This is a genomic window from Pantoea jilinensis, assembly GCF_019104105.1.
GTDB classification, from domain to species: Bacteria; Pseudomonadota; Gammaproteobacteria; order Enterobacterales; family Enterobacteriaceae; genus Pantoea; species Pantoea eucalypti.
In genome coordinates this window covers 2452600-2476484 of the sequence record NZ_CP077746.1, presented here as the reverse complement: position 1 = coordinate 2476484, position 23885 = coordinate 2452600, and the positions used below count along the sequence as shown (strand labels likewise).

At 55.7% G+C, this 23885-nt stretch carries 19 protein-coding genes; all 19 read left to right on the top strand.

Features of this window, described 5'->3' with window-relative positions; genetic code table 11:
• Positions 1 to 55 precede the first annotated feature (55 nt).
• Entirely contained in the window at positions 56 to 382 is a 327-nt protein-coding gene (locus tag KTJ90_RS11645; RefSeq protein WP_499024693.1) for a lysozyme inhibitor LprI family protein, read from the top strand.
• 23 nt (positions 383 to 405) lie between these two features.
• Positions 406 to 804: a lysozyme inhibitor LprI family protein gene (locus tag KTJ90_RS11640; protein WP_039661069.1), complete on the top strand. Its 399-nt coding sequence runs from the start codon at positions 406 to 408 to the stop codon at positions 802 to 804.
• 382 nt (positions 805 to 1186) lie between these two features.
• Positions 1187 to 3055, top strand: coding sequence for a type VI secretion system-associated FHA domain protein (tagH, locus tag KTJ90_RS11635; RefSeq protein WP_499024690.1), 1869 nt, complete (start codon positions 1187 to 1189; stop codon positions 3053 to 3055).
• Positions 3052 to 3843: a PP2C family protein-serine/threonine phosphatase gene (locus KTJ90_RS11630; RefSeq protein ID WP_003853291.1), complete on the top strand. Its 792-nt coding sequence runs from the start codon at positions 3052 to 3054 to the stop codon at positions 3841 to 3843. The genes tagH and KTJ90_RS11630 overlap by 4 nt, the downstream gene beginning before the upstream one ends.
• Before the next feature lie 10 nt (positions 3844 to 3853).
• The gene (locus KTJ90_RS11625; RefSeq protein WP_003853289.1) at positions 3854 to 4834 is read left to right on the top strand and encodes a hypothetical protein; all 981 of its coding nucleotides are present in this window, start codon (positions 3854 to 3856) and stop codon (positions 4832 to 4834) included.
• Positions 4835 to 4850: 16 nt separating this feature from the next.
• On the top strand, positions 4851 to 5678 hold the full coding sequence (locus tag KTJ90_RS11620; protein ID WP_154926123.1) for a type VI secretion system accessory protein TagJ: 828 nt from the start codon (positions 4851 to 4853) through the stop codon (positions 5676 to 5678).
• On the top strand, positions 5668 to 6243 hold the full coding sequence (gene tssE / locus KTJ90_RS11615; protein WP_003853285.1) for a type VI secretion system baseplate subunit TssE: 576 nt from the start codon (positions 5668 to 5670) through the stop codon (positions 6241 to 6243). The genes KTJ90_RS11620 and tssE overlap by 11 nt, the downstream gene beginning before the upstream one ends.
• Before the next feature lie 2 nt (positions 6244 to 6245).
• A complete protein-coding gene (gene tssF, locus KTJ90_RS11610; protein ID WP_003853283.1) occupies positions 6246 to 8117 on the top strand; it encodes a type VI secretion system baseplate subunit TssF in 1872 nt (623 codons plus the stop codon).
• Complete coding sequence (tssG, locus tag KTJ90_RS11605; protein ID WP_003853282.1) at positions 8114 to 9160, top strand: type VI secretion system baseplate subunit TssG; 1047 nt, start codon at positions 8114 to 8116, stop codon at positions 9158 to 9160. The genes tssF and tssG overlap by 4 nt, the downstream gene beginning before the upstream one ends.
• 54 nt (positions 9161 to 9214) lie before the next feature.
• Positions 9215 to 11824: a type VI secretion system ATPase TssH gene (gene tssH / locus KTJ90_RS11600; protein ID WP_499024684.1), complete on the top strand. Its 2610-nt coding sequence runs from the start codon at positions 9215 to 9217 to the stop codon at positions 11822 to 11824.
• Between the two features lie 27 nt (positions 11825 to 11851).
• Positions 11852 to 13354, top strand: a complete 1503-nt coding sequence (locus KTJ90_RS11595) for a serine/threonine protein kinase (protein WP_110411541.1) — start codon at positions 11852 to 11854, stop codon at positions 13352 to 13354.
• Between the two features lie 16 nt (positions 13355 to 13370).
• A complete protein-coding gene (locus KTJ90_RS11590; RefSeq protein WP_499024681.1) occupies positions 13371 to 15584 on the top strand; it encodes a type VI secretion system Vgr family protein in 2214 nt (737 codons plus the stop codon).
• Between the two features lie 8 nt (positions 15585 to 15592).
• Positions 15593 to 15970, top strand: coding sequence for a hypothetical protein (locus tag KTJ90_RS11585; RefSeq protein WP_078804505.1), 378 nt, complete (start codon positions 15593 to 15595; stop codon positions 15968 to 15970).
• 350 nt (positions 15971 to 16320) lie between these two features.
• Positions 16321 to 18861: a DUF2169 family type VI secretion system accessory protein gene (locus tag KTJ90_RS11580; RefSeq protein ID WP_499024677.1), complete on the top strand. Its 2541-nt coding sequence runs from the start codon at positions 16321 to 16323 to the stop codon at positions 18859 to 18861.
• Entirely contained in the window at positions 18858 to 19928 is a 1071-nt protein-coding gene (locus tag KTJ90_RS11575) for a pentapeptide repeat-containing protein (protein WP_039661318.1), read from the top strand. Before KTJ90_RS11580 ends, KTJ90_RS11575 begins: the two co-directional genes overlap by 4 nt.
• 12 nt (positions 19929 to 19940) lie before the next feature.
• A complete protein-coding gene (locus KTJ90_RS11570) occupies positions 19941 to 20549 on the top strand; it encodes a DUF3540 domain-containing protein (protein WP_039661317.1) in 609 nt (202 codons plus the stop codon).
• A gap of 9 nt (positions 20550 to 20558) precedes the next feature.
• Positions 20559 to 20951, top strand: a complete 393-nt coding sequence (locus KTJ90_RS11565) for a DUF4150 domain-containing protein (RefSeq protein WP_078804323.1) — start codon at positions 20559 to 20561, stop codon at positions 20949 to 20951.
• 44 nt (positions 20952 to 20995) lie between these two features.
• On the top strand, positions 20996 to 23476 hold the full coding sequence (tssI, locus tag KTJ90_RS11560) for a type VI secretion system tip protein TssI/VgrG (protein WP_499024673.1): 2481 nt from the start codon (positions 20996 to 20998) through the stop codon (positions 23474 to 23476).
• Positions 23473 to 23835: a hypothetical protein gene (locus KTJ90_RS11555; protein WP_078804325.1), complete on the top strand. Its 363-nt coding sequence runs from the start codon at positions 23473 to 23475 to the stop codon at positions 23833 to 23835. The genes tssI and KTJ90_RS11555 overlap by 4 nt, the downstream gene beginning before the upstream one ends.
• Positions 23836 to 23885 lie beyond the last annotated feature (50 nt).

The following is a 23885-nucleotide window of genomic DNA, read 5'->3' as shown; positions in this document are numbered from 1 at the left end:
CTATATTGCTGTCTATCACGGTTATGTATGTTTCGCCCGTCCACGCAATGAGTGATTGTTAAAAGGGAATAACGACCAGGAAGTTTACAATTGCGCCCGGAAAAACAGAAGCCAGACTGAGATTGATTTAAATAAAGAATATAAACTGGCTAAAGCCAGAGTTGAAACTCTTTTTGAAGGTGATAATAAAGCGCTTAGTCAATATATGAGCACATTAACTGACGCTCAACGAGCGTGGCTACAGTACCGGGATAATGACTGTAAACTGGCTTCTTATGTTGCAGATAAAGGAAGTGATTTAAGTAACGCTAATTTTAATATGTGCACTTCTGAGCTTAACGAGCAAAGAGTCATAAAGCTTAAGTTGATTCCCTATCATTGATCGTTAAGAGTGCTGAGATAATTATGAAAAGAATAAGTAAACTGATTTTGATCGGTGTGTCCCTTTCCGTAAGTGCTTCAGCGATCGCTGATGAGACCTGTGCAAAACAGCCTTCAGACGGCACGCTGTTTCAGTGTACTGTTCAGCAGAAGACGCTGGCGGAAGATGACCTGAACAAAGCGTACCAGACGGCTAAAAAGCGGATTGTACAGATGTACGGCACACAGAAAAAACTGGCTGATGACTATGTCGCAACGCTGGTAGATACCCAGCGCAACTGGCTGAAGTATCGTGATGGACAGTGCAGGCTGGAGGCCTTTGCGGCTGAAGAAGGCAGCAATGCGAGTGCGGTGGCGACTAATCTCTGTGTTATCCGCATCGATAAAGAGCGTTTTGCTCTTCTGAAACAACTGCCTTACTGATGATTTTCCTTGCTCAGGCTTTACAAGTCGGGCACGACATTCTCTTTAACTATCGCGCATGGCGTTACGCTTTAATCCCGTTTTTTTCAATGCCTGTAAATGATTCTGAATAAATGCTATTTAAGCAAGAGAGTCTCTGGTGCTCATAATAAGATTATCTTTGAATTTATTTTAATTATCACCCTGTTCGTTAGTTAAAAATAAACCTTTAACGTAATGTTATCGGCTTAACTAAATATGATGGCTTTTCTGTTTATAAGTCTTAATTAACCGCCAGCTATTTAAGAAAACCAATTCTAAAATCTCCCGCTCCCTATACCCCGCGCCTTTCCCTGAGAGGTGCGCGGTATAGATGCCGAACCGCTAACCGCAGGAATCCGTTATGCGCTTTACGATAATAACGACTAAACCGGGCCAACAGCCGCCTCAGACTCATTGTGATTTCTTCCCGCCCGGCGGCACCATTGGTCGCGGCGTGGATAACAATCTGGTGCTGCCAGATGATGACCGGACGCTCTCCCGCCTGCAGGCGATTGTGCACATCACCGCGAACGGCGAATGTCGCCTGACCAACCGTGGCAATGTGACACGTGTGCTGCTCAACGATATTCCGCTGGAGCGCGGTCGGCAGGTTGAACTGCAGGATGGAGACATTCTCGGCATTGATGATTATCAACTGCTGGTCAGCGACCTCAACAGTGATCATCAGCCGCAGATGGAAAGGGCCGTTCCTCGTCCTGAACCCGTGCAGCCCGCTGCACCTGTTCGCGAACCGGCAGCTGAAAAAGCCAGCACCACCGCTGCCATTCCCAGCGAAATCTGGGACAGCCTGGCGAAAGAGTTTTCGATTTCAGACGATCTCTCTAAACGCAAAGCGGTGCCGGAGATGCCGGATGCCCATCCGCTGACCACGCCTGCTGCGTCTGACCGGAATCCGGAAGATCCGCTGGCGCAACTGATCAACGATGCGCCGCTGGATTATGGTCAGCAGCCTAAAAGCAGCAGCCTGTTTGATGACGGCGATGCGCTCTTCGCACAGCAGAGCATTTTTGACGATCGGACGCCGAGCACGCTGTCGGCTCAGCTGCATAACGCGCCAAAGCAGGCTGAAGCGCCCGCCGCTGAACTGGATCCGCTTAGTCTGTTTGACGGCGAGAGCCAGACTGATGTGCGCAACCATGACGATCCATTAGGACTGATGATGGGCAATGCGGTGCCGCTGGCACAGCCTGAGCTGCCGACAGCGAAACCGTCCACGTCGCCGGTATCGCCTCAGCAAGAGGCAAAACCTGAGCCGGTTACTGCACGCGCACCTGAGCAGGTCTCCGTCAGCCTGAACGAAATGGAAAACTCACCGCTGTTCAGCGGTATCGACTTACCGGTTGATGACCAGCCTCAGAGCCAGGTGCACAGCGAAGCCCCACGCCAGGCGGATGACGCGGAGTCCAGCCAGCCAGACGCGGTGAATCCGCAGAACGACTACGGCGGGATCACGCTGCCCACGCCGCAGGCAGTGCAGCGCACGCCATCGCCGACGCCCAAAGGGCGCCTGCGCATCGATCCGGTTGCTTCCGGTCATCATCATGCCGCTGCAGTTCCTCCCTCAACACCAAGCCAGAGCAGCGGCGACGCCCTCAAGGGCGAACTGCTGGATGCGCTGCTGGAAGGCATGGGCCTGCGTGACCTGCAGCCGACGCCACAGTTTGATCGCGAACAGATGCTGCAGTTTGGTCAGATGCTCAGCATGTTCTCACAGGGCACGGTGGCACTGCTGTCGTCGCGTTCGATCCTCAAGCGCGGCGTCAAAGCCGACATGACGGTAATCCTTGATGATGCCAACAACCCCTTCAAGCTGCTGCCGTCGGGTAAAACCGTATTAATGCAGATGTTCGGCAGCCGGATGCCGGGCTTTATGCCGCCGCGTCAGGCGGTGCGTGATGCGCTGATCGATCTGCAGGCGCACCAGCTGGGCATGATCGCCGGTATCCGCGCCATTATCGCCTCAATGCTGCAATCCTTTAACCCGGAGCAGCTGGAAGAAGAGGCGCGTCAGGCAGGTTCAGTGTCACGTATTGGTCTGCCGGGCAGCCGCAAAGCAGCACTGTGGGAGCATTTTGTTGAGCGCTACGGCGAGACAGCGGGCGAGATCGAAGACGACTTTCATACCCTGTTTGGCGAAGCGTTTCTGCACGCCTATGACCTGGAAGTCAATCAGTACAAAGACTCACAAACCCACACGGATGACGCATGAATATCACTATTGCCTCGACGTCCAATCAGGGCGATCGCGCCAGTAATCAGGATCAGATCGGTGATGTCATCGGTACGCGTTCAGCCTGCTTTGTCGTCTGCGACGGTGTAGCCGGGTTTCCCGGCGGTGACAGGGCGGCCGCCATCGCCCGCAGCAGCCTGCTACAGGCCTTTGATGGCGATGCGCACCTCAATGCGCAGTCGATTCGCAACTACGTTAATCACGCGAACCACGCCATCCGGCAGCAGCAGAAAGCCAGCAGCGAACACAGCCGGATGGGGACCACGCTGGTCAGCCTGTTCATTGACCGCGACTACCATCTTGCCTGCTGGGCCCATGCAGGCGATAGCCGCCTCTATCTGTTTCGTCGCGGCTATCTCTATCTTGTCACCACCGACCACAGCCTGGTGCAGCAGATGAAAGATGCCGGACATCGCACCGAAGGCATTAACAGCAACCTGCTCTATTTTGCGCTGGGGATGGGTGATGAGCAGCGTGACGCCAGCTACAGCGACGTGGTCGAAATCGAAGATGGCGATGCCTTTTTACTCTGCACCGATGGTTTCTGGCATGGCGTTTCGCTGGAGCAGATGCAGCAGTCACTGCACATGGTGAACACACCGGAAGAGTGGCTGACGCTGATGCAGCAAATCATCAAAAACGATCAGTCGGATCAGGGGCAGCAGGATAATTTCAGCGCGCTGGCCGTCTGGATTGGATCGCCCCAGGACACCACCTTGCTGCACTCGCTCTCTGAAGCGGCGCAGTTCTTCCCTCTGCGAGATTGAGAACGCCAACATGAAATATGGATTACTGGGTCTGGCTGCGCTGGTGCTCAGCACGCAGGCTTATGCTGAAAACTATCGCATCGTACAGTCCCCGGCACAGAAACTGGATGTCTGGATTGATGACGTCAAAAACAATCAGCTGTCGAGCTGGTGTAACAGCACCATTAACCTGCGCATCGTGACGATGGGTGAGAAAAACCCGACTGTTTTAAAAGAGTTCTTGCCACGGGTAGCCGGACTGATGGCCACGCAGTGTAAACCGCTGCAGCAACTGCACTGGCAGCTGACCGATCCAGAGGGCAGTGAAATCGCCACCGGCAGTGCCGCTCGTGCGCAGCAGTGGAAAACCGTGGTGACGCCAGCGGCACCGCAGCAGCAACAGCAACAGCCAACCACGGCGGCCGTGCCTGTTGACGCTCTGCGCAATGCCGCCCAGGCGGATACCTCGCCGTGGCTGCAATTCAGTCTGCTGGATGGCTGCCATTTCCGCACCTGGTGGCAGCATCCGGCGCAGGGTAGCGCGCTGTTTGTTCCCGCAAAACAGGGGCTGGTCTGCGGTTCTGACGGCTGGCTCAGCGGGCAAAGCCGCCTGACTCAGCAAGGTAACGGTGCATCTGCGGCAATCGGCGTGACCTTCCTGCAGGGTTTCCCGGTGACGGGCCTGAGCAATCAGTCATCCACGGCCGAACTCCACATCACCACGGTCAATAGCGAGCGTATGGTGCTGAGCAACGAAAAATCCCCTGACAGCTGGCTGGTTCTTCCGTTCAGTAACCGTTTTAACGGCTGGCAGGCGGTGCGTCAGGTGGTGGTGCAGATGCCCGCCAGCGAAGCGGCTGATGAGAGTGCGGTTCAGGCGCGTCTGCAGGAAGTTCGCAAAGTCTGGTCACCGTGGGTCAGTGGGGATGGCACGCTCAGCGTGCAGCTGGTGGAAAAACTCCATCCTGAACTGAAAAATCCCGCCGCTGCGGTCTATCGCACCCTTAACTGACGCAAAAGGAGTTTGCATGGAATCCTTACAACACCTTCTGGCTAACGCCACGCTCGGCGAAACACTGGCTGACGTCACCCGCCAGATTCAGGCGAATCCGGCAAATGCCGATCTGCGGGCTGCCTTTGTGCAATTGCTTTGCCTGTCAGGTAACTGGTCGCGCGCGCAGACGCAGCTGCAATCCTGGCTGGCGTTAAGTCCGCAGGCGCAACCAACCGTCAATCTGTTGCAGCAGGCAATCGCCGGTGAACTGCAGCGTGACGCGGTACTGCGCGGTGAGGCCGATCCGGTACTGCCGGGCAGCGCCTGGCACTGGTGTGACACACTGCTGGCCGCCTTACAGGCCGACACCGCGGGCGATGTCGCGCGCGGCACTGCACTGCGGGCTGAGGCACTCGACCTCGCCGACGCCAATCCCGGCACCGCCACCCAACAGGATCAGCCAACCGCATTCAGCTGGCTGATGGATGGCGACAGCCGTTTCGGTCCGGTGTGTGAAGTGATCAATCAGGGGCGTTACTACTGGATCCCGTTTGCCGCCATTCGTGAGATGCAGTTCCAGGCGCCTGCCAGCGTCACCGATCTGGTGTGGCGTCACACACGCGTGCAGCTGGTGGATGGCAGCGAGCAGGTGTGTCAGATTCCGGCGCGCTATCCGCTGCTGGCGGGTGCAGAGGAGCGTTTTCTGCGTGCCAGCGTCACCGAATGGCAGCCACTGGGCGATGACACGGATCAGTTCATCGGCCAGGGACAAAAAATGTGGCTCAGCGACAGCGCGGAATTCTCGCTGCTGAGCCTGCAGCAGGTCACGTTCGACAATACAGAGTCTGCCGATGAGTCATGATTCAGGCGCGCACAATGATGGCTATGCCCAGCTGCACGGCGGCTTTCGCGCGCGCAAAAAGCGCGATGCGCTGACCGCCCGCGACAAGCTGCAATCCTCATTGCTGGATCGTCTGACCGACAACGCGCCGGACAAGCAGCAGGAGGCGGAGAACAGCATGCTGATCAGCCACAGCACGCTGCGTCGCCACGTCCTGCGCGATCTGCAGTGGCTGTTCAACACCATTAATAACGAAGCGCAGCAGGATCTCAGTGGTTTCGATCAGGTGCAGCGCTCGGTCTGGAATTTCGGCGTTGCGCCGCTGGCCGGGCAGAACGTCTCCGATATTGAATGGCAGGATATGCAGCGCAAAATGACCAACGCCATTCTGCACTTCGAGCCGCGTATTCTGCCGCAGGGGCTGCAGGTGCGCTGCGTCAGCGATCTCGGCTCGCTCAGCCTGCACAACGTGCTGTCGATTGAGATCAAAGGGCGGCTCTGGTGTGTGCCTTATCCACTGGCGTTTCTGTTCCGCACTCAGGTTGATCTGGAGAGCGGCCATTTCGAACTTCAGGATGCAGGATAACCATGGACAGCAATCTGCTCGACTACTACAACCGTGAACTGGCCTACCTGCGCGAGATGGGGGCAGAGTTTGCGACGCGCTACCCGAAAGTGGCGGGACGTCTTGGCATGCATGGCATTGACGTGGCGGACCCCTATGTGGAACGGCTGATGGAAGGGTTTGCCTTCCTGACGTCGCGCGTGCAACTGAAGATGGATGCGGAGTTTCCGCGCTTCTCACAGCGTCTGCTGGAGATGATTGCGCCATCTTATCTCTCGCCAACGCCCTCCATGGCGATTGCGCAGCTGACGCCGGACAGCCGCAAAGGTGATATCACTCAGGGTTTCCGGGTGCCGCGCGGCACCATGATGGAGAGCCAGAACCTGAAAAAAACCGGGGTGACCTGCAGCTACTCCACCGCACACGATGTGGTGCTGCATCCGCTGCGCATCACTGAAGCCAGCCTCGGCGGCGTGCCAGGTGATCTGCCTTCTGGCGAGCTGAAACTCACGGGCCTGGGCGCGGCAAGTGCGCTGCGCATCCGTATCACCTGTGAAGGGATCTCCTCGCTGAGTCAGCTCAATGTCGAGGACCTGATGCTGTTCCTCAGCGGCCCGGATATTCAGGCGCTGAAGCTGCTTGAGCTGCTGATGCAGCATCGGGTAGGTATCGTGCTGCAGTCGGTAGAGAAACGGCCACAGCGTCAGGTGCTGACAGATGACGCCCTGCAGCAGGAGGGTTTTGCGCCAGAGCAGGCGCTGCTGCCCGACGACCTGCGCAACTTCGACGGCTATCGTCTGTTGCAGGAATATTTCGCTTTTCCGGCACGCTTTCAGTTTATCAGCCTGAGTCAGCTCGGCCCGTTTTTGCGCCGCTGCGACAACGCCACGGCGTTCGACATCATCATCCTGCTCGACAAAGCGGACAGCGCGCTGGAAAGCGTGGTCGATCACAGCCATCTGGCGCTGCACTGCACGCCGGTCATTAACCTCTTCCCGAAAACCGCCGAGCGTCTGAAGGTCAGCGACAGTCAGCATGAATATCATCTGGTAGTGGATAACATCCGGCCGTTGGATTATGAGGTGCATTCGGTGCAGCGGCTGTTTGCCACCGTAGAGGGCAAGCGGGAAGAGCAGGTATTCCGCCCGTTCTGGAGCACCTTCAGCGGCGATCAGGGTGACTATGGCGCCTACTTCTCGCTGCGCCGCGAACAGCGCACCCTGTCAGAGCAGGCACAACGTTATGGCACGCGCACCGGCTACATCGGTTCAGAAGTGTTTCTGTCGCTGGTGGATGAGCATCATGCGCCGTGGCGCGACGACGTGCGCTATCTCTCTGCCGAGGTGATGTGTACCAGCCGCGATCTGCCGCTGATGCTGCAGCAGGATCAGGGCAATTTCGTGATGCCGGATTCCATTCCGGTGTCGGAGCTGAAGCTGTGCAAAGGACCGACGCCACCACGTCCGGCGCTGGCAGAAGGCCTTTCAGCGTGGCGGCTGATCAGCCATCTGCAGATGAACTACCTCAGTCTGATGGACAGCAGCGACGGGGAAGGTGCGGCGGCGCTGCGCCAGTTGCTGAGTCTCTACGCTAATCTCGCGGAAGCGCCGGTTGCCCGCCAGATTGACGGCATTCGTCACTGTACGCTCAGCGCGGTAAACCGCCGTGTGCCTGAGCCAGGGCCGGTGGTGTTTGCGCGCGGTGTCAGCATCACGCTGGAAGTGGATGAGCAGGCGTTTTCGGGTGCCAGCCCATGGCTGTTTGGCAGCGTACTGGAGCGGGTTTGTGGCCGGCTGGTGGCACTTAACAGCTTCACAGAATTCACCCTGAACAGCCAGCAGCGCGGGGAAGTGGGCTACTGGCCGCCGCGCATGGGCCGGAAAGCGCTGATATGAGTGGCGAAAAAGTCATTACGCTGCCGCGTCTGACCCGACTGCCGGATGATTTCTGGCAGAAAGTCATGGCCGCGCCGTGGCGCTACGATCTGTTTCAGCTGCTGCGACGGCTGGACGCGCAGGGCGGTCAGCGTTATCCGCTGGGCCGTGCGCCGCTGCCGAAGTTCGAATCGGTACGCATCGGTCAGACGCCGTCACTGGCGTTTGCACCGGCCACCGTCGCCAGTGCCACCCCGCGTGAGGGTTCGGAGCGTCATGAGCTGTCGATCTACAGCTTTGGCCTGTTTGGCCCCAACGGCCCGCTGCCAACCCATCTGACCGAATATGTGCATGAACGCATCGTGCATCATCAGGATCACAGCCTGTCGGCGTTTGCTGACCTGTTTCACCACCGCGCCACGCTGCTGTTCTATCGTGCCTGGGCGGATGCGCAGCCGACCGTGTCGCTGGATCGTCCCGACGACAGTCGCTTTTTGAACTATCTCGCCTGTCTGGCGGGCATCGGTTTGCCGGCCCAGCAGCAGGCCAGCTCGCTGAGTCTCCATGCCCGACTGATGCTGGTGGGCCATCTCAGCCGTCACGGTCATGATGCGGAAGGGCTGGTGCGCATTCTGCGCCACTACTTTGGCGTACCGGTCCGGCTCACGCAGAACCTGCCGCACTGGCTGACGCTGGACAGCCGCGATCAGGCCCGACTGGGCGCGGGACGTCACATGCCCCGGCTGGGCGCCTCCGCGTTTCTCGGTGTGGCGGTACGTGATGTGCAGCACCGTTTTCGCCTGCACCTGGGCCCGCTCAACGCCGCGCAGTATGCCCATTTTCTGCCGGATGCGCCCGGCGCGCAGGAAGTGCGCGACTGGGTGCGTCACTACCTTGGCATCGAAATGCAATGGGATCTCAGTCTGATCCTGGCCGCTGACGAGGTGCAGGGTGTGGCGCTGGGCGGCACTGCCCGACTCGGCTACACCAGCTGGCTGGGACAGATGCCGCAGCCGCACGATCGTGAAGATTTCATGTTTGAGGTTGAGGCTGCTTCACGCTAGCCCAGCCGCTTTCCCTGTTACACAGCCTGCGTCTTTCATTGAAGAGAGCCCCCTATGTCAGAAATCAGCCGTGCCGTGCTATTCGGCAAACTGGATACGCTGTTATTTACCTCGCTGGAAAGCGCCACCGCCTTTTGCAAACTGCGCGGCAATCCCTATGTCGAACTGGTGCACTGGCTGCATCAACTGATGCAGCAGCAGGATGGCGACTTACAGCAGGTCATCACACATTTTTCACTGGATGAAAAGGCCCTGACTCAGGACATCGTTGCCGCGCTGGATCGCCTGCCTCGCGGTGCCAGTGCGGTCTCCGACCTCTCTGAGCATATCGACAGCGCCGTTGAGCGGGCGTGGGTTTATGCCTCGCTGAAATATGGCGCGACCCGCATTCGCGGCGGTCATCTGCTGATTGGTATGCTGAAAACCTTCAACCTGGCCAGCGTACTGAAAGGCATCTCCGGCCAGTTCAGCCGGGTTAATGCCGATGCGCTGCTGGCGGATTTCGACACGCTGCTCAGCAACAGCAAAGAAGCGCAGCAGGCGATGAGCGCGCCGGCAGATGCTGCTGGTACAGCGCCTGCGGCCAGTGGCAGTTCGCTGGAGCAGTATGGACAGGATCTGACCGCGCGCGCCCGTGAAGGCCGCATCGATCCGGTAACCGGGCGTGACGATGAGATCCGCCAGATGGTCGATATCCTGATGCGTCGTCGTCAGAACAACCCGTTGCTGACCGGTGAAGCGGGCGTCGGCAAAACCGCGGTGGTCGAAGGCCTCGCGCTGCGTATTGCTGCGGGAGATGTGCCTGCGCCGCTGCGCGATGTGCAGCTCTGGCTGCTGGATATCGGCCTGCTGCAGGCGGGTGCGGGGATGAAAGGAGAGTTCGAAGCGCGACTGCAGGCGCTAATCAATGAGGTGCAGTCCAGCCCGACGCCGATCGTGCTGTTTGTCGATGAGATCCACACTCTGGTCGGCGCGGGTGGTCAGCAGGGCACCGGCGATGCCGCCAACCTTCTGAAACCGGCGCTGGCGCGCGGCCAGCTTCGCACTATCGGCGCGACCACCTGGGCCGAATACAAAAAGTACATCGAGAAAGATCCGGCGCTGACCCGCCGCTTCCAGACCGTGCAGGTGCAGGAGCCCGATGAAGCCAAAGCGATTCTGATGCTGCGCAGCACCGTCAGCGCGCTGGAGAAACACCATCGGGTGCTGTTGCTGGATGATGCAGTCACTGCAGCAGTGAAACTATCCCATCGCTACATTCCGGCGCGTCAGCTGCCCGATAAAGCGGTGGCGCTGCTGGATACCGCCTGCGCCCGCGTGGCGGTCAGTCAGGGCGCACAGCCTGCGGCGCTGGAAGATTGTCTGCATCGTCTGGCCGCGCTGGAGATTGAAGCGGAGATCATTGAACGTGAAATCCGCGTCGGCCTTGGCGATGTGACCCGCCAGCAGGCGATTGCTGCAGAGCGCACGGCCCTGGAAACTGAACGTGATGCACTGCAACAGCGCTGGCTGCATGAGCGCGAACTGGTTGAGACGCTGATTACGCTGCGCGCCCGCTGTGTAACCGAAGAGGATCCGGCGCTGCGTGAACAGCGCGATGCAACGCAGCAGCAACTCACGGCGCTGCAGGGCGACTCGCCGCTGCTGTTTGCCGCTGTCGATGCAGGCGTGGTGGCTGCCGTGGTCTCGGACTGGACCGGTATTCCACTGGGCCGGATGGTGAAGAATGAGATCGACGCCGTCCTGAATCTGGCTGACACCCTGAACCAGCGCGTTATCGGCCAGCGTCACGGTCTGGAGCTGATCGCCAAACGGGTTCGCACTACGCGCGCCCGCCTGGATAACCCCAACAAGCCCGCAGGTGTCTTTATGCTGTGCGGCCCGTCCGGTGTCGGTAAAACCGAGACCGCGCTGGCGCTGGCCGAGTCGCTGTATGGCGGCGAGCAGAACATTATCACCATCAACATGAGTGAGTTTCAGGAGGCGCACACCGTCTCGACGCTGAAAGGTGCTCCGCCGGGCTACGTCGGCTACGGCGAAGGCGGCGTGCTGACCGAAGCCGTTCGCCGTCGTCCCTACAGCGTGGTGTTGCTGGATGAGATTGAGAAAGCCCATCCGGATGTGCATGAGCTGTTCTTCCAGGTGTTTGATAAGGGCTGGATGGAGGATGGCGAAGGTCGCCACATCGATTTCCGCAACACCATCATCATTCTGACCTCGAATGTCGGCACGCAGCTAATCAGCGCAATGTGTGCCGATCCTGAACTGATGCCCGATCCCGATGCCCTGAGCACCGCGCTGCGTAAACCGCTGCTGGAGGTGTTCCCGCCTGCGCTGCTGGGCCGTCTGCTGGTGGTACCGTATTACCCGCTCAGCGATGAAATGCTGGCGGAGATTGTGCGGCTGCAGCTTGCGCGCATTGTGCGTCGTCTGGCCGACAACCATGGGATTGAGGCGCAGATCGACGAGTCGGTGGTGAGCCAGATTGTCCAGCGCTGCACCGAGGTAGAGTCGGGCGGTCGCATGGTGGATGCCATCCTCACTAACACGCTGTTGCCGCAGATGAGCCAGATATTGCTGAGTGCGCACGCCCGCGATGAACGCTATCGCCGCGTCGAAGTGCGTTGTGAGCAGGGCGAATTTGTCTGCCAGTTCGCTGTTTAAAGCTTAGTTATCAGAGAGTTTTCGAATATGTCGGAACATGATCAACCCCTGAATGTCCCCAACGCGCTGCCGCTGGGTTACCGCTTTAATGAGTTTGAAATCAAAGAGGTTATCGGCGGTGGTGGCTTTGGTATCGTCTATCGCGCCTGGGATCACCAGCTGGAACGTGATATCGCCATCAAAGAGTTTATGCCCGCGTCACTGGCGGTGCGCAGCGATGACCTTAATCTGGTGCTGCGCAGCGAACGTTTCAGCAAAACTTTTCACGCCGGACTGAACAGCTTTATTCAGGAGGCGCGTCTGCTGGCGCGCTTTAACCATCCGAACCTGCTGCACGTGCTGCGTTTCTGGGTGCAGAACGACACTGCCTACATGGGCACGGTGTTCTACAGCGGCACCACGCTCTCAAACTTCCGCGAACGCAATCCGCAGTCGGTAGATGAAACCTGGATCCGTCGCATGCTGCCGCCGCTGCTGGGCGCGATTAAAACCATCCATGAAGCGGGTTACCTGCATCGTGATATCTCGCTGGATAACATCCAGATTCAGAGCAGCGGCGAGCCGATCCTGCTGGACTTCGGGTCGGCGCGCAAAACCATCGGCAACCTGTCGGATGAGAGCGAGACCATGCTGCGTCCTGGCTATGCGCCGATTGAGCAATACAGCGACAACGACGAGAGCGAGCAGGGCGCGTGGACCGATATCTACGCGCTGGGCGCGGTGCTGCATACGCTGATTACCGGTGCACCGCCACCGGTCAGCGTGGTGCGGAGCATCGAAGATAATTATCAGCCGCTGGTGCAGCGTCGTCTGGGAGGATTTTCCACGGCGCTGCTCAGTGCGGTGGATCGCGCACTGGCGCTGAAGCCGGAAGATCGCCCGCAGAGCATTGATGATTTTGCTGTGCTGATGGCGCTGCCGGAACGCGAGTCAGAACCGCTGCTCAGCGCAAAAATGAGCGGGCCAGGTACGATGCTGGTGCCGATCACAGAAGAAGAGGAGGAGGTCAAACCCGCCTCGCCGCTGAAAACGCTGCTGGGACACCGGTTTGCACTGCCTGGCCTGGTGGCTGCGGGTGTGCTGGTCGGCCTGTGCGCCGGTCTGCTGATGTCACGTGGTAATGAGTCATCGCCGGCTGAGGTCGCGCAAAACAGCGCGCCTGCCGTCACCGTCGCACCGGTCAACCAGCCGGTGGCTGCGCCACCGACCCAGTCTGAGACTCCGCCGGACACCGTTGTCAGCGCACCGGCGCAGACCTCTGAGCCGGTGCAGACCGCCGCACGTGAACCCGATCCACAACCCGCACCGCCACCCGCGCCTGTCGCCCAGGTTTATATCCGGTTGCAGCAGGGGGAACGCGTTCAGGTAAACGGTCAGCCGCAGGCGCTGGTGCCGGCGGTGAATGGCTTCGCGACGCTGCAGCTGGCACCGGGCAACTATACCTTTGCCATTAGCGGCCAGAGTGGCACCCGCCAGCAGACGCTGAACATCAGCGAAGAAGGCGTCTGGTTGCTCGATCCACACAGTTAATAGTCAGGGATTACTTATGTTCTCACGCATTACTGCACAGCTGCCGGCGGACGGCCTGCTGTTCCACACGCTCACGGGCACCGAGACGCTGTCCCGTCCGTTTGTGCTCACCGCCGAACTGCTGGCCACCGACGCGCGCATCGACCGCCACGCCCTGCTGGGCAAGCCGGTCACTTTTACGCTGCCGACCGACGGCCTGATGAACGCGCTGAGCCCGCGCTACCTCAACGGCAAAATCACCCGCGTGGCGGTGCGCAGCCAGGAGCTGAGCGGCACCCGCTACGCGGTCTATCAGCTGACGGTGGAGCCGGACCTGTGGCCGATGCGGCGCGACCGCAACCTGCGCATCTTCCAGAGCCAGACGGTGCCGCAGATTGTGCAGACGCTGCTGAAGGAGTACGCGGTCAGCGTGGAGACGCGCCTGGCGGGCAGCTACCGGGTGTGGGAGTACTGCGTGCAGTATCAGGAGAGCAGCCTGGACTTCATCAGCCGCCTGATGGAGCTGGAGGGGATTTACTACTTCTTCCGCCACGAGGCGGACAAGCATACGCTGGTGCTGTGCGACGCGCCGGACCAGCATCAGGCGTTTCCGGGCTATGAGACCATCGCCTATCACGTGACCCCGTCGGGCGGCGTGGTGACGGAAGAGGGCATCAGCCAGTGGTCGCTGGCGGAGAGCGTGACGCCGGGCATCTACAGCACCGACGACTACGACTTCCGCAAGCCGAACGCGTGGATGCTGCAGGCGCGGCAGAACCCGGCGTCGCCGGTGCCGGGCTCGGTGGACGTTTACGACTGGCCAGGTCACTTTGTCGACCACAGCCACGGCGAGTCCTACGCGCGCATCCGTCAGGAGGTGTGGCAGGCCGAGCACCACAGCGTCAGCGGGTCGGGCACCGCCACCGGCATCGCGCCGGGCTTCACCTTCGCCATCATCAACGCGCCGCACTTCAGCGACAACGGCGAATATCTGGTGACCTCGGCGACCTATGACTTCGCCGAGAACAGTTACGCCAGCGGCGACACCGGCGAGAGCCGTCACAACATCAGCTTCACGGTGCTGCCGTCGTCGGTGACGTACCGCACGCCGCCCACGACGACGTGGCCGAAAACACACGGCCCGCAGACCGCGAAAGTGGTGGGGCCGAAAGGCGAGTCGATCTGGACCGACCGCTACGGCCGGGTAAAGGTGAAGTTTCACTGGGACCGTCTGGCGAAGGGCGACGACACCAGCTCCTGCTGGGTGCGCGTCTCCAGCGCCTGGGCGGGCCAGGGATTCGGCGGCGTGCAGATCCCGCGCGTAGGGGATGAAGTGGTGGTGGACTTCATTAACGGCGATCCGGATCGGCCAATCATCACCGGGCGTGTTTACAACGAGGCGAGCATGCCGCCGTGGGATCTACCTGGTGATGCAACACGAATGGGCTTTATGACGCGGAGTAAAGATGGACATCAGGCAAATGCCAGCTATCTTTTTTTTGAAGATAAGCCAGGCAGTGAACTGCTGAATATGCATGCCGAAAAAGATATGAATATTTCGGTAGAGAATGACAAGACCGTTTCAATAGACGGATGCCGTACGACAAAGATCGGCAAAGATCAAATTGACGAGATCACTGGTGACTCAACTTTCCATTACAAGCAGAAGCGCACAACGACGGTTGATGATGCTGAGACTAAAATTTTCAATAACGGTGAAAAGACTACCATTGAAAATGGCAGGGTGTTGAAAATTAGTAATGGAGATGAAGTTTCAATTGTCGGTAATAAAAATTCCCATATAAATGGCAATGAAAATCGAGAGATTACCGGAAACCTGTCGGAGAAAGTTAACGGTGATGTAAGTGTGGATATTAATGGCAGCTGGAATCAAAATGTAATGACAGGTACGGTTAATATATTTAGCCCAAACGAAATAAGTATTAAAAGCAGCACGAAAGTAAGCATTGAAGCGCCTTCCAGTTGGGTTAAGACTGCTGTGCACTCTTTTTCAATGACCGGTTTTAATGAAAGTGTAACGGGGAATAGTATTTCATTAACGGGTAATAGCATGAGTGGTACTGGAATGAGTTCTTCATTTACGACAGTAAGTAATAGCGTCACAGCATTGAGTAACTCCAGTTCATTAGTTAGCTATTCAACGAAAGGTATTGACAATAAGCGTTCACTAACTAAAATTGAAGATACTCTGCAAAATGTAGTAATTAGCGCGATACATTTATTTATATGAAGGTGAAAATGAATTTTTTAACTGAAACACCATTTATTGTCGGTATCATCATGACTGTCCTTGGTTTGTTTGTAATGTTTTCAATCTTCAAGCCTAATAAAAATGAGTTGTTTGAAATAAAAAACTGGAAAACCAGAGAGGAATGGCAGGGTGAAGTAATAACTACTGAACCCAAAAGCTGGTCGCAGACAGACACCAAATATGGTAATGATTTTTTCTATAATTTTAAGGTGCCACTTACGATTGCTGGAAAAGAGAATATACTTACCGCTAAAGGATTAGTAAGGCCAAATGACATTCATAAATTAAAAAAAGGTATTAAAGTTATTGTTAAGTACAGTGATGATATTCCGACAAAAGTCGCTGTAATTGATGTTTTGTATTAGTGATTTTTTCATTGCGCAGCAGATTAGTTAATTAATTAGATGCGTTAATTCCCCATGCCGAGGGCGGCCAATTTTATGGGGTCAAAAGTGGTGGCGTTATCAGAATAGCAAATCCTACGATATATAGGCTTGTGAATAGCATATATCTTGCGAAAAAGAGTGGTGCTGAAATTTTATACTTCACATGCGCAATGCAATTATTATTCATCATTAAATGAAGCTTATTTTTCAATATTAATACAGTCGCATGTTCATTAAAATTTGAAATAACTATCCACATCATTATCAATACCGGGTCGGGGTCAGGCCCGGTATTTGTTTTATCTGTCGTTTTAGAAGGAATCCCGGGCATGAAAATCATTAAGCCTCTGCGACTGAGTGTACTTAATCGCCCGTTTCGCTGGCAGGGTAAAAATCATCTGGGCGTAACGGTGCTTGCACTGACTGACATGGGGGAAAAGCCGCAACTTCGTCCTGAAATGGAACTCTGGCAACTGGCTGCCAGTGAGCTACAGACCAGTGGCGGTGTTCTTGATATGGCCATCCCAAAAGTATGTGCCGAATTTCTGGCCACTGGCCATGCTTATACAAATCATCAAAGCGATAAAACCGCCTGCGCGGTGCGGATTGAAGTCAATACGTTAAGCAAGTCGCTGGCTGTATTCGGCGATCGCTACCGGGTCGGTAATAACATCACTGCGCCGCAAACGTTCGAGCAGATGCGGCTTGACTGGAGTCGTGCTTTTGGCGGTGAAGGGCATAATGAAAATCCCTATGGGATAGGCATTCACCCTGAGATGCATCAGGGACATGAATTTGTTCGCTTGCCCAATATTGAAGCGATGAGTAATCGACTGAATCAACCTGGGAAAAAGCCAGAACCGGCGGGATTTGGCCCACTGGATATCAGCTGGCCACAACGTTTTAACCGTATGGGGAGAAAATACGATTCCAACTGGTTACAAAATGATTTCCCCGGTTTCGCTCGAGATATCGACTGGAAAGTGTTTAATGCCGGTAGTCCTGATCAATGGTGGACAGATCGCGATGCCTTACCAGAGCAAGCCGCCTGGCGAATCTGGAATATGCATCCACAAAAGCCGATGCAGGAGGGCAAACTCCCCCCCTGGCAGGCACGCTGCTTTATCAATCGTCAGCGCGAAGATGAAACGCTGTTCGAGGAAATTTCACTGAGGGCGACCACGGTATGGTTCTTTCCTCACCTTGAGCAAATGATTTTGTTGTGGCAAGGAAACACGCGCATTAATGAAGACGATTCGGCTGATGTTTTGCAGTTGATGCCCGCACTGGAAAAACGTGGTTCGCCACGCTCAGTGAATCACTACCGTAAGGTACTTACGCAACGGCTGGATAAAGAAAACGGCGCACTGTTTTCATTTCGCGAAAAAGATCTCCTGCCTGATGAGGTCATTGGCCCCTGGATAGATAATCAGGTCGAGCAAACGCCCAGTCCGATGCGGGACAACATGAAAGCGCGAGCGAAACATCTTCGGGAACAACATCGTGCGCGCATTGAAGCATCCGGCGGGGAAGTGGGTGACTTGCTGAAAGAACCCCCGGAACCAGAGCTTCCCAGACTGGAAGACTTGCCGGAATTTATCGAAAAAATGGAGCGTCAGGCCGGAGAAATGAAGGTGCAGGCAGAGCTGCGTCAACGCGAGATAGAAGCCCGATATCCGCAAAGAGAAGGTGATGAGCATCAGCCCCGAGGTCCGGAAACGCTGTTTCATATGCAAGAAATGCTTCAACGCAACAATGATAGCTTGGGTGAGAAGAAGCTGGTACAGATGCGTGATGCTCTCCATCAAATGTATCTCACATCTGTAAAAAGCCAGCCACCAGCATTACGTCTGAAAGGTGATCTGGCCAAAATTATTCGTCAACGTGCTGAAAGAACACTTGCTCAGGATGGAAACTTTAGCGGCATGGATCTGACGGGCGCTGACTTTTCTGGCATGGATCTTCGCGGAGCCAACTTCAGCAAAACGTTGCTGGAATGTGCGGATTTAAGCCATTGCAAACTCGACGGCGCTAATTTTCATAGCGCAATGCTGGCGCGAACCGAACTTCACCACAGTTCCCTACGCAACTGTAATTTTGAGAACGCAAGTTTTGCTCTGGCGCAGTGCTGCAAAAGCGATTTTTCCGGTGCTCATTTCAAAGATACGCAACTGCAAGAGACGTTATTTGACAATTGCACGTTCAACGGGACAACGTTCAGCGGGTTACTGTTCAGGGAAACCTGGTTTACACAATGCTGTTTTCAACGCGCAAACCTCCAGTCATGTGTATTTATGGAACTCGATTTGCCAGACCTTGATTTTACAGAGGCAAAACTCACTAAAACGACCTTTCTTAAATCCAGGCTCGAGCAGGCTGTTTTTAATCGCGCCGAACTTGAGAGTTGCTCATGGGTCGACACAGTATCAAATGGTGCAGGTTTTATTGGCGCAACCTTGACCACCTGCGCGGTGACGTCAGGCACTACACTTAACGAAGCGGATTTTACTCACGCTACACTTCGACAAAGTAATCTGCGTGGGATACCACTGGATGCTGCACTCTTCACCCTGGCAAAAGTTGAGAATAGTGATTTAAGCGAGGCAAGTTGTAGAGGTGTAAATTTTCAGCAAGCAAACCTGGCAGGCAGTCTGTTCGTGCGCACTGATTTTCGCGATGCAGACTTTACGGATGCCAATTTGATGGGGGCGTTATTACCGAAAAGTCAGTTGGCTGGCGCATGTTTCCGGGGCGCTAATCTTTTTCGTGCTGACCTCTCACAGGCTTTCACCAGCGAAACCACCGAGCTTGACGGGGCTTTTACGAAACGCATTAAAACGTTGCCAAAGCGAGATGGAGAAATTGTATGACTGCACTCACTGCAACGGATATTCATCGGCTAATCAAACAGGGTGAGGTCATCAGCGAATTGAATCTGGATGGTATCAATTTGCAGGGATTTGATCTTTCCGGAGGGATCTTTCAGGACGTGTCCTTAATAGGGGCAAATCTGCAAGGGGCCAATTTAAAAGAAACCGTTTTTACTGAATGTCAGCTTGATCGGGCTGATATACGTCAGGCAAAAATTGAACAGGTCATCTTTAACCAGTGCGAAATGTCAGGTTTAACGGCAGATGAGACAAACCTGAGCGAAACGGTATTCAACCAGTGCGTGCTTACCAACAGCAATTTTGCGCGTAGCGTTTTGCTCAGCACGCAATTTATGCAATGTCCGCTCACGCAAGGTCAGTTTAAACAAGCACAGTTTGATCGCTGCGTATTTTTTGAATCAACGCTGGACGAGGCACATTTTGACGGTTGCAAATGTCTGCTTACTACTTTCTACAATATTGATTTACGTAAGGTATTCCTGACGCCGGGTGAGTTTGACCGCACCGTCTTTTTTAACTGCGATCAACGCAGTAAGAATTACGATCATCAGCGATTTACAGGTTGCCAGTTCACTGACTGTGTCATGGATAAAGTGCAGTTTAATGGTGCGCATCTTACACAATGTAATTTCAAAGGCGCTTCACTTAAAGACGCACTGTTTAATCAGGTCAATGCCAGTCAGGCTCTATTCATGGAAGCAGACCTGACGGAAGCTGAGTGTAAAGGAAGTCTGTTCGATCAGGCTATCCTGGTGGGTGCAGTGCTGGAGAGAGCTGATTTTTCGGGTAGCCGATTCTTCCAAAGTATTCTGCAACAAACGAGGGCTTCACAGGCCCTTTTTATGCGATGCGATCTTACATACAGCGACTTCTCCGGCGCAGATCTGCGCGGGGCGGATTTCCGTGCAGCAACGTTTTCACGTACGCGAATGCACCGGGCGCGCCAGGAGAACGCGCAGTTCTCTGGTCGTCGGGGCATTCTGGAATTTGATGAAGAACTACTGGCAGCTGAAGCATGGAGCGCACAGCGCCAGAGCCGCAGCTAAGGAGATTAAGTAATGCATCATAATGTCAACCATACGCTGACAAACGCCATTCTACCCCCAGTGCAGACCGCGGGCATTGTCACGCACAGCTTCGCCGATGGCAGCCTGACTATTGAATGTGAAGGACGAGGCTGGCATTGTCGCCGCGCTGCAAGCTGCGTGATTGTCCCGCAAATAGGCGACACAGTTTTAGTAACCAGCGTTGAACACCAGATTTGGCTACTGGCTGTTTTAGAGCGGGCTGATGAGCATAAAGCAGAACTCAGTGTGCCGGGTGATCTGCATATTAGCAGTGTGGGTGAATTAAGTTTAAGCAGTGGCGCGCTGCGCATCAGCGCTGAACAGGGTGATTGTCATATCAACGATATGAATTACAGCGGCGAGAAGATTTCTGCCTGGGTTAGCCTCTCGCGAATCGTTGGCAAGCGTGCGGAATCAGTGTGGCAAACCGTAACGCAGATTAGCCACAACCTGCTGCGTACCACACGTAATACTGAACAGGTTCGGGCCGGTCAGATTGATATGAAAGCAGAGGATTACGTACGCCTGCATGCCAGCAATACGGTAATTACCTCCAAAGCAATTACTAAAGTCGACTCAGAACAGATTCACATGGGTTAAGGAGCAAGAATGTTCGCAAACTGTCAGCTGTTTGGCGTGGACTTAGCCTTTCCGGATGTCTGCCTGACACCAACGCCCGCGCCAGTGCCTATACCTTATCCGGACATCGCACTTGGACCTACGGCCATTCCGAATGCACTCAATATCCTGTTCATGGGTATGCCAGCGCATAATATGGCGACCATCACGCCACTGACAAATGGTGATAATCCCGGTGTCGCAACGGGTGTTGCATCGGGCACGGTAATGGGACCCTCACGTCACCTCACCGGTTCATTCACCGTATTATTGAAAGGCACGCCGGCAACGCGTTTGACCAGCATGAGCCTGCAAAACTCTACCAATGCGGTTGGCATGCGTATCGTGCCAAGTCAGTTCAAAGTGCTGATGCTTGCACCTTAAGACATTACTTTTTGCCGCACCTTCTTCAGACAGGGATGAAAACCATGTTCTCACGCATTACTGCACAGCTGCCGGCGGACGGCCTGCTGTTCCACACGCTCACCGGCACCGAGACGCTGTCCCGTCCCTTTGTGCTCACCGCCGAACTGCTGGCCACCGACGCGCGCATCGACCGTCACGCCCTGCTGGGCAAGCCGGTGACCTTTACGCTGCCGACCGACGGCCTGATGAACGTGCTGAGCCCGCGCTACCTCAACGGCAAAATCACCCGGGTGGCGGTGCGCAGCCAGGAGCTGAGCGGCACCCGCTACGCGGTCTACCAGCTGACGGTTGAGCCGGACCTGTGGCCGATGCGGCGCGACCGCAACCTGCGCATCTTCCAGAGCCAGACGGTGCCGCAGATTGTGCAGACGCTGCTGAAGGAGTACGCGGTCAGCGTGGAGACGCGCCTGGCGGGCAACTACCGGGTGTGGGAGTACTGCGTGCAGTATCAGGAGAGCAGCCTGGACTTCATCAGCCGCCTGATGGAGCTGGAGGGGATTTACTACTTCTTCCGCCACGAGGCGGACAAACATACGCTGGTGCTGTGCGACGCGCCGGACCAGCATCAGGCGTTTCCGGGCTATGAGACCATCGCCTATCACGTCACCCCGTCGGGCGGCGTGGTGACGGAAGAGGGCATCAGCCAGTGGTCGCTGGCGGAGAGCGTGACGCCGGGCATCTACAGCACCGACGACTACGACTTCCGCAAGCCGAACGCGTGGATGCTGCAGGCGCGGCAGAACCCGGCGTCGCCGGTGCCGGGCTCGGTGGACGTCTACGACTGGCCAGGTCACTTTGTCGACCACAGCCACGGCGAGTCCTACGCGCGCATCCGTCAGGAGGTGTGGCAGGGCGAGCACCACAGCGTCAGCGGGTCGGGCACCGCCACCGGCATCGCGCCGGGCTTCACCTTCGCCATCATCAACGCGCCGCACTTCAGCGACAACGGCGAATATCTGGTGACCTCGGCGACCTATGACTTCGCCGAGAACAGTTACGCCAGCGGCGACACCGGCGAGAGCCGGCACAATATCAGCTTCACGGTGCTGCCGTCGTCGGTGACGTACCGCACGCCGCCGGAGACGCCGTGGCCAAAAACGCACGGTCCGCAGACGGCGAAGGTGGTGGGGCCGAAAGGCGAGTCGATCTGGACCGATCGCTACGGCCGGGTGAAAGTGAAGTTTCACTGGGACCGTCTGGCGAAGGGCGACGACACCAGCTCCTGCTGGGTGCGCGTCTCCAGCGCCTGGGCGGGTCAGGGGTTCGGCGGGGTGCAGATCCCGCGCGTTAACGACGAAGTGGTGGTGGACTTCATCAACGGCGATCCGGACCGTCCGCTGATTATCGGCCGCGTGTATAACGAGGCAAGCATGCCGCCGTGGGCGCTGCCTGCTGCGGCGACGCAGATGGGCTTTTTAAGCCGGTCGAAGGATGGCACGGCGGATACGGCGAACGCGCTGAGGTTTGAGGATAAGGCGGGTGAGGAACACCTGTGGATCCAGGCGCAGAAGAACATGGATACCCATGTTAAAAATGACGCCAGCCATTCCGTCGCCAACAATCACAGCCATTATGCGGGCGGCAATGAGTTGTATCGGGTCGAAACCAACCGCGTCCACGGCGTAAAAGGGGGCGAAGAGCGGCTGACCGGTAAAGGCAAGCTTGATGCGGTAGTCGATACCTATGTTGTGGGTTCGGGCACTAAACTTCGCCTTGAATGCGGAGAGAGCGCTATCGAACTCAATGCGAATGGCCAGATTAATATTGTGGGTAAAGGCTTCAATATTTTCGTGCAGGGCGATGGTCATATCACCACCTCTGGCGGCAAACTGAACCTGAACACAGATGGTGCGAAGCCAGGCACTAGCGCACCGGGCTCCAGTCATAAACAGAACATCAGCCAGGCGGTGGAGAACCTGTTCCCGCCGAAGCAAAAAGGCCAGGCCGCGCCCGCTGCACCAAAGGCTGCGGCGAAAGGGGCGGCTGCGCCGTTGGCAAACAACCAGGTAAGAAAAGTACGCCCTTTACCCCCCGAAAAACAAGCATTCTTCGATAAAGTGTATGCTGCTGCTCAGGAAGATGAAAAGAAAACTGGTGTACCCGCTAAAATCACCACGGCTCAGGCAATTCTTGAATCTAACTGGGGCAAAAAAATGCCCACTGATGTCAACACTGACAAAGTGAGCAACAACATTTTTGGGGTCAAGGCACATGGCTCGCCAAACTTTGTGGAAGACTGGACTCATGAGAATATCAACGGAAAACGTGTTGCTGTACTGGATAAATTTGCCAGTTATGATTCAATTGACGAGAGTATTGAGCAGCACTCCCAGTTTTTGATTAAAAATCAGAGGTATAGCAGTTTGTTCAACTCATCCGATCCGGTAGAATGGGCTAAAGGCTTACAGGCTAAAGGGTATGCAACCGATCCTGACTATGCCAACAGTTTGATTTCCGTAATGAAAGGGAGAGGATTACTATGATTAAACTTTTATGCGCATTAGCGTTTTCATTACCACTAATGGCTACCGCCAATGATTTCTGCCAGAATTTGAGTAGTAAGGCTAATAACAAAGGCGTGAATTTCGACAATACAGATAATGTATACAAAGTCGGTGGCAAAGGAAGATTATATTTCTATTCTGCTCCAGACGAAAAATGCATAAAAAGAGAGGTTTTTGTTGTCCCCGGTAATGAATTATATGCTTATGTTGAGTACAAAGACTATTACAGTGTGATGTATGTAACTAACGATGGAAACCAGGTCGATGGGTGGGTTAAAAAAGACAGGCTAGTTGAAACGCACACTGGTATAGCACCAGATTATGATTCGAAAAAATAGTTTGTGTATTTTTTGATGTGATTATTTGGCTTACTGACAGATAGATGAGG

Excerpts from the sequence above, each read along its gene's own strand:
- KTJ90_RS11640 (WP_039661069.1), top strand. The coding sequence starts at position 406 with ATGAAAAGAATAAGTAAACTGATTTTGATCGGTGTGTCCCTTTCCGTA.
- tagH (WP_499024690.1), top strand. The coding sequence starts at position 1,187 with ATGCGCTTTACGATAATAACGACTAAACCGGGCCAACAGCCGCCTCAG.
- KTJ90_RS11630 (WP_003853291.1), top strand. The coding sequence starts at position 3,052 with ATGAATATCACTATTGCCTCGACGTCCAATCAGGGCGATCGCGCCAGT.
- KTJ90_RS11625 (WP_003853289.1), top strand. The coding sequence starts at position 3,854 with ATGAAATATGGATTACTGGGTCTGGCTGCGCTGGTGCTCAGCACGCAG.
- KTJ90_RS11620 (WP_154926123.1), top strand. The coding sequence starts at position 4,851 with ATGGAATCCTTACAACACCTTCTGGCTAACGCCACGCTCGGCGAAACA.
- tssE (WP_003853285.1), top strand. The coding sequence starts at position 5,668 with ATGAGTCATGATTCAGGCGCGCACAATGATGGCTATGCCCAGCTGCAC.
- tssF (WP_003853283.1), top strand. The coding sequence starts at position 6,246 with ATGGACAGCAATCTGCTCGACTACTACAACCGTGAACTGGCCTACCTG.
- tssG (WP_003853282.1), top strand. The coding sequence starts at position 8,114 with ATGAGTGGCGAAAAAGTCATTACGCTGCCGCGTCTGACCCGACTGCCG.
- tssH (WP_499024684.1), top strand. The coding sequence starts at position 9,215 with ATGTCAGAAATCAGCCGTGCCGTGCTATTCGGCAAACTGGATACGCTG.
- KTJ90_RS11595 (WP_110411541.1), top strand. The coding sequence starts at position 11,852 with ATGTCGGAACATGATCAACCCCTGAATGTCCCCAACGCGCTGCCGCTG.
- KTJ90_RS11590 (WP_499024681.1), top strand. The coding sequence starts at position 13,371 with ATGTTCTCACGCATTACTGCACAGCTGCCGGCGGACGGCCTGCTGTTC.
- KTJ90_RS11585 (WP_078804505.1), top strand. The coding sequence starts at position 15,593 with ATGAATTTTTTAACTGAAACACCATTTATTGTCGGTATCATCATGACT.
- KTJ90_RS11580 (WP_499024677.1), top strand. The coding sequence starts at position 16,321 with ATGAAAATCATTAAGCCTCTGCGACTGAGTGTACTTAATCGCCCGTTT.
- KTJ90_RS11575 (WP_039661318.1), top strand. The coding sequence starts at position 18,858 with ATGACTGCACTCACTGCAACGGATATTCATCGGCTAATCAAACAGGGT.
- KTJ90_RS11570 (WP_039661317.1), top strand. The coding sequence starts at position 19,941 with ATGCATCATAATGTCAACCATACGCTGACAAACGCCATTCTACCCCCA.
- KTJ90_RS11565 (WP_078804323.1), top strand. The coding sequence starts at position 20,559 with ATGTTCGCAAACTGTCAGCTGTTTGGCGTGGACTTAGCCTTTCCGGAT.
- tssI (WP_499024673.1), top strand. The coding sequence starts at position 20,996 with ATGTTCTCACGCATTACTGCACAGCTGCCGGCGGACGGCCTGCTGTTC.
- KTJ90_RS11555 (WP_078804325.1), top strand. The coding sequence starts at position 23,473 with ATGATTAAACTTTTATGCGCATTAGCGTTTTCATTACCACTAATGGCT.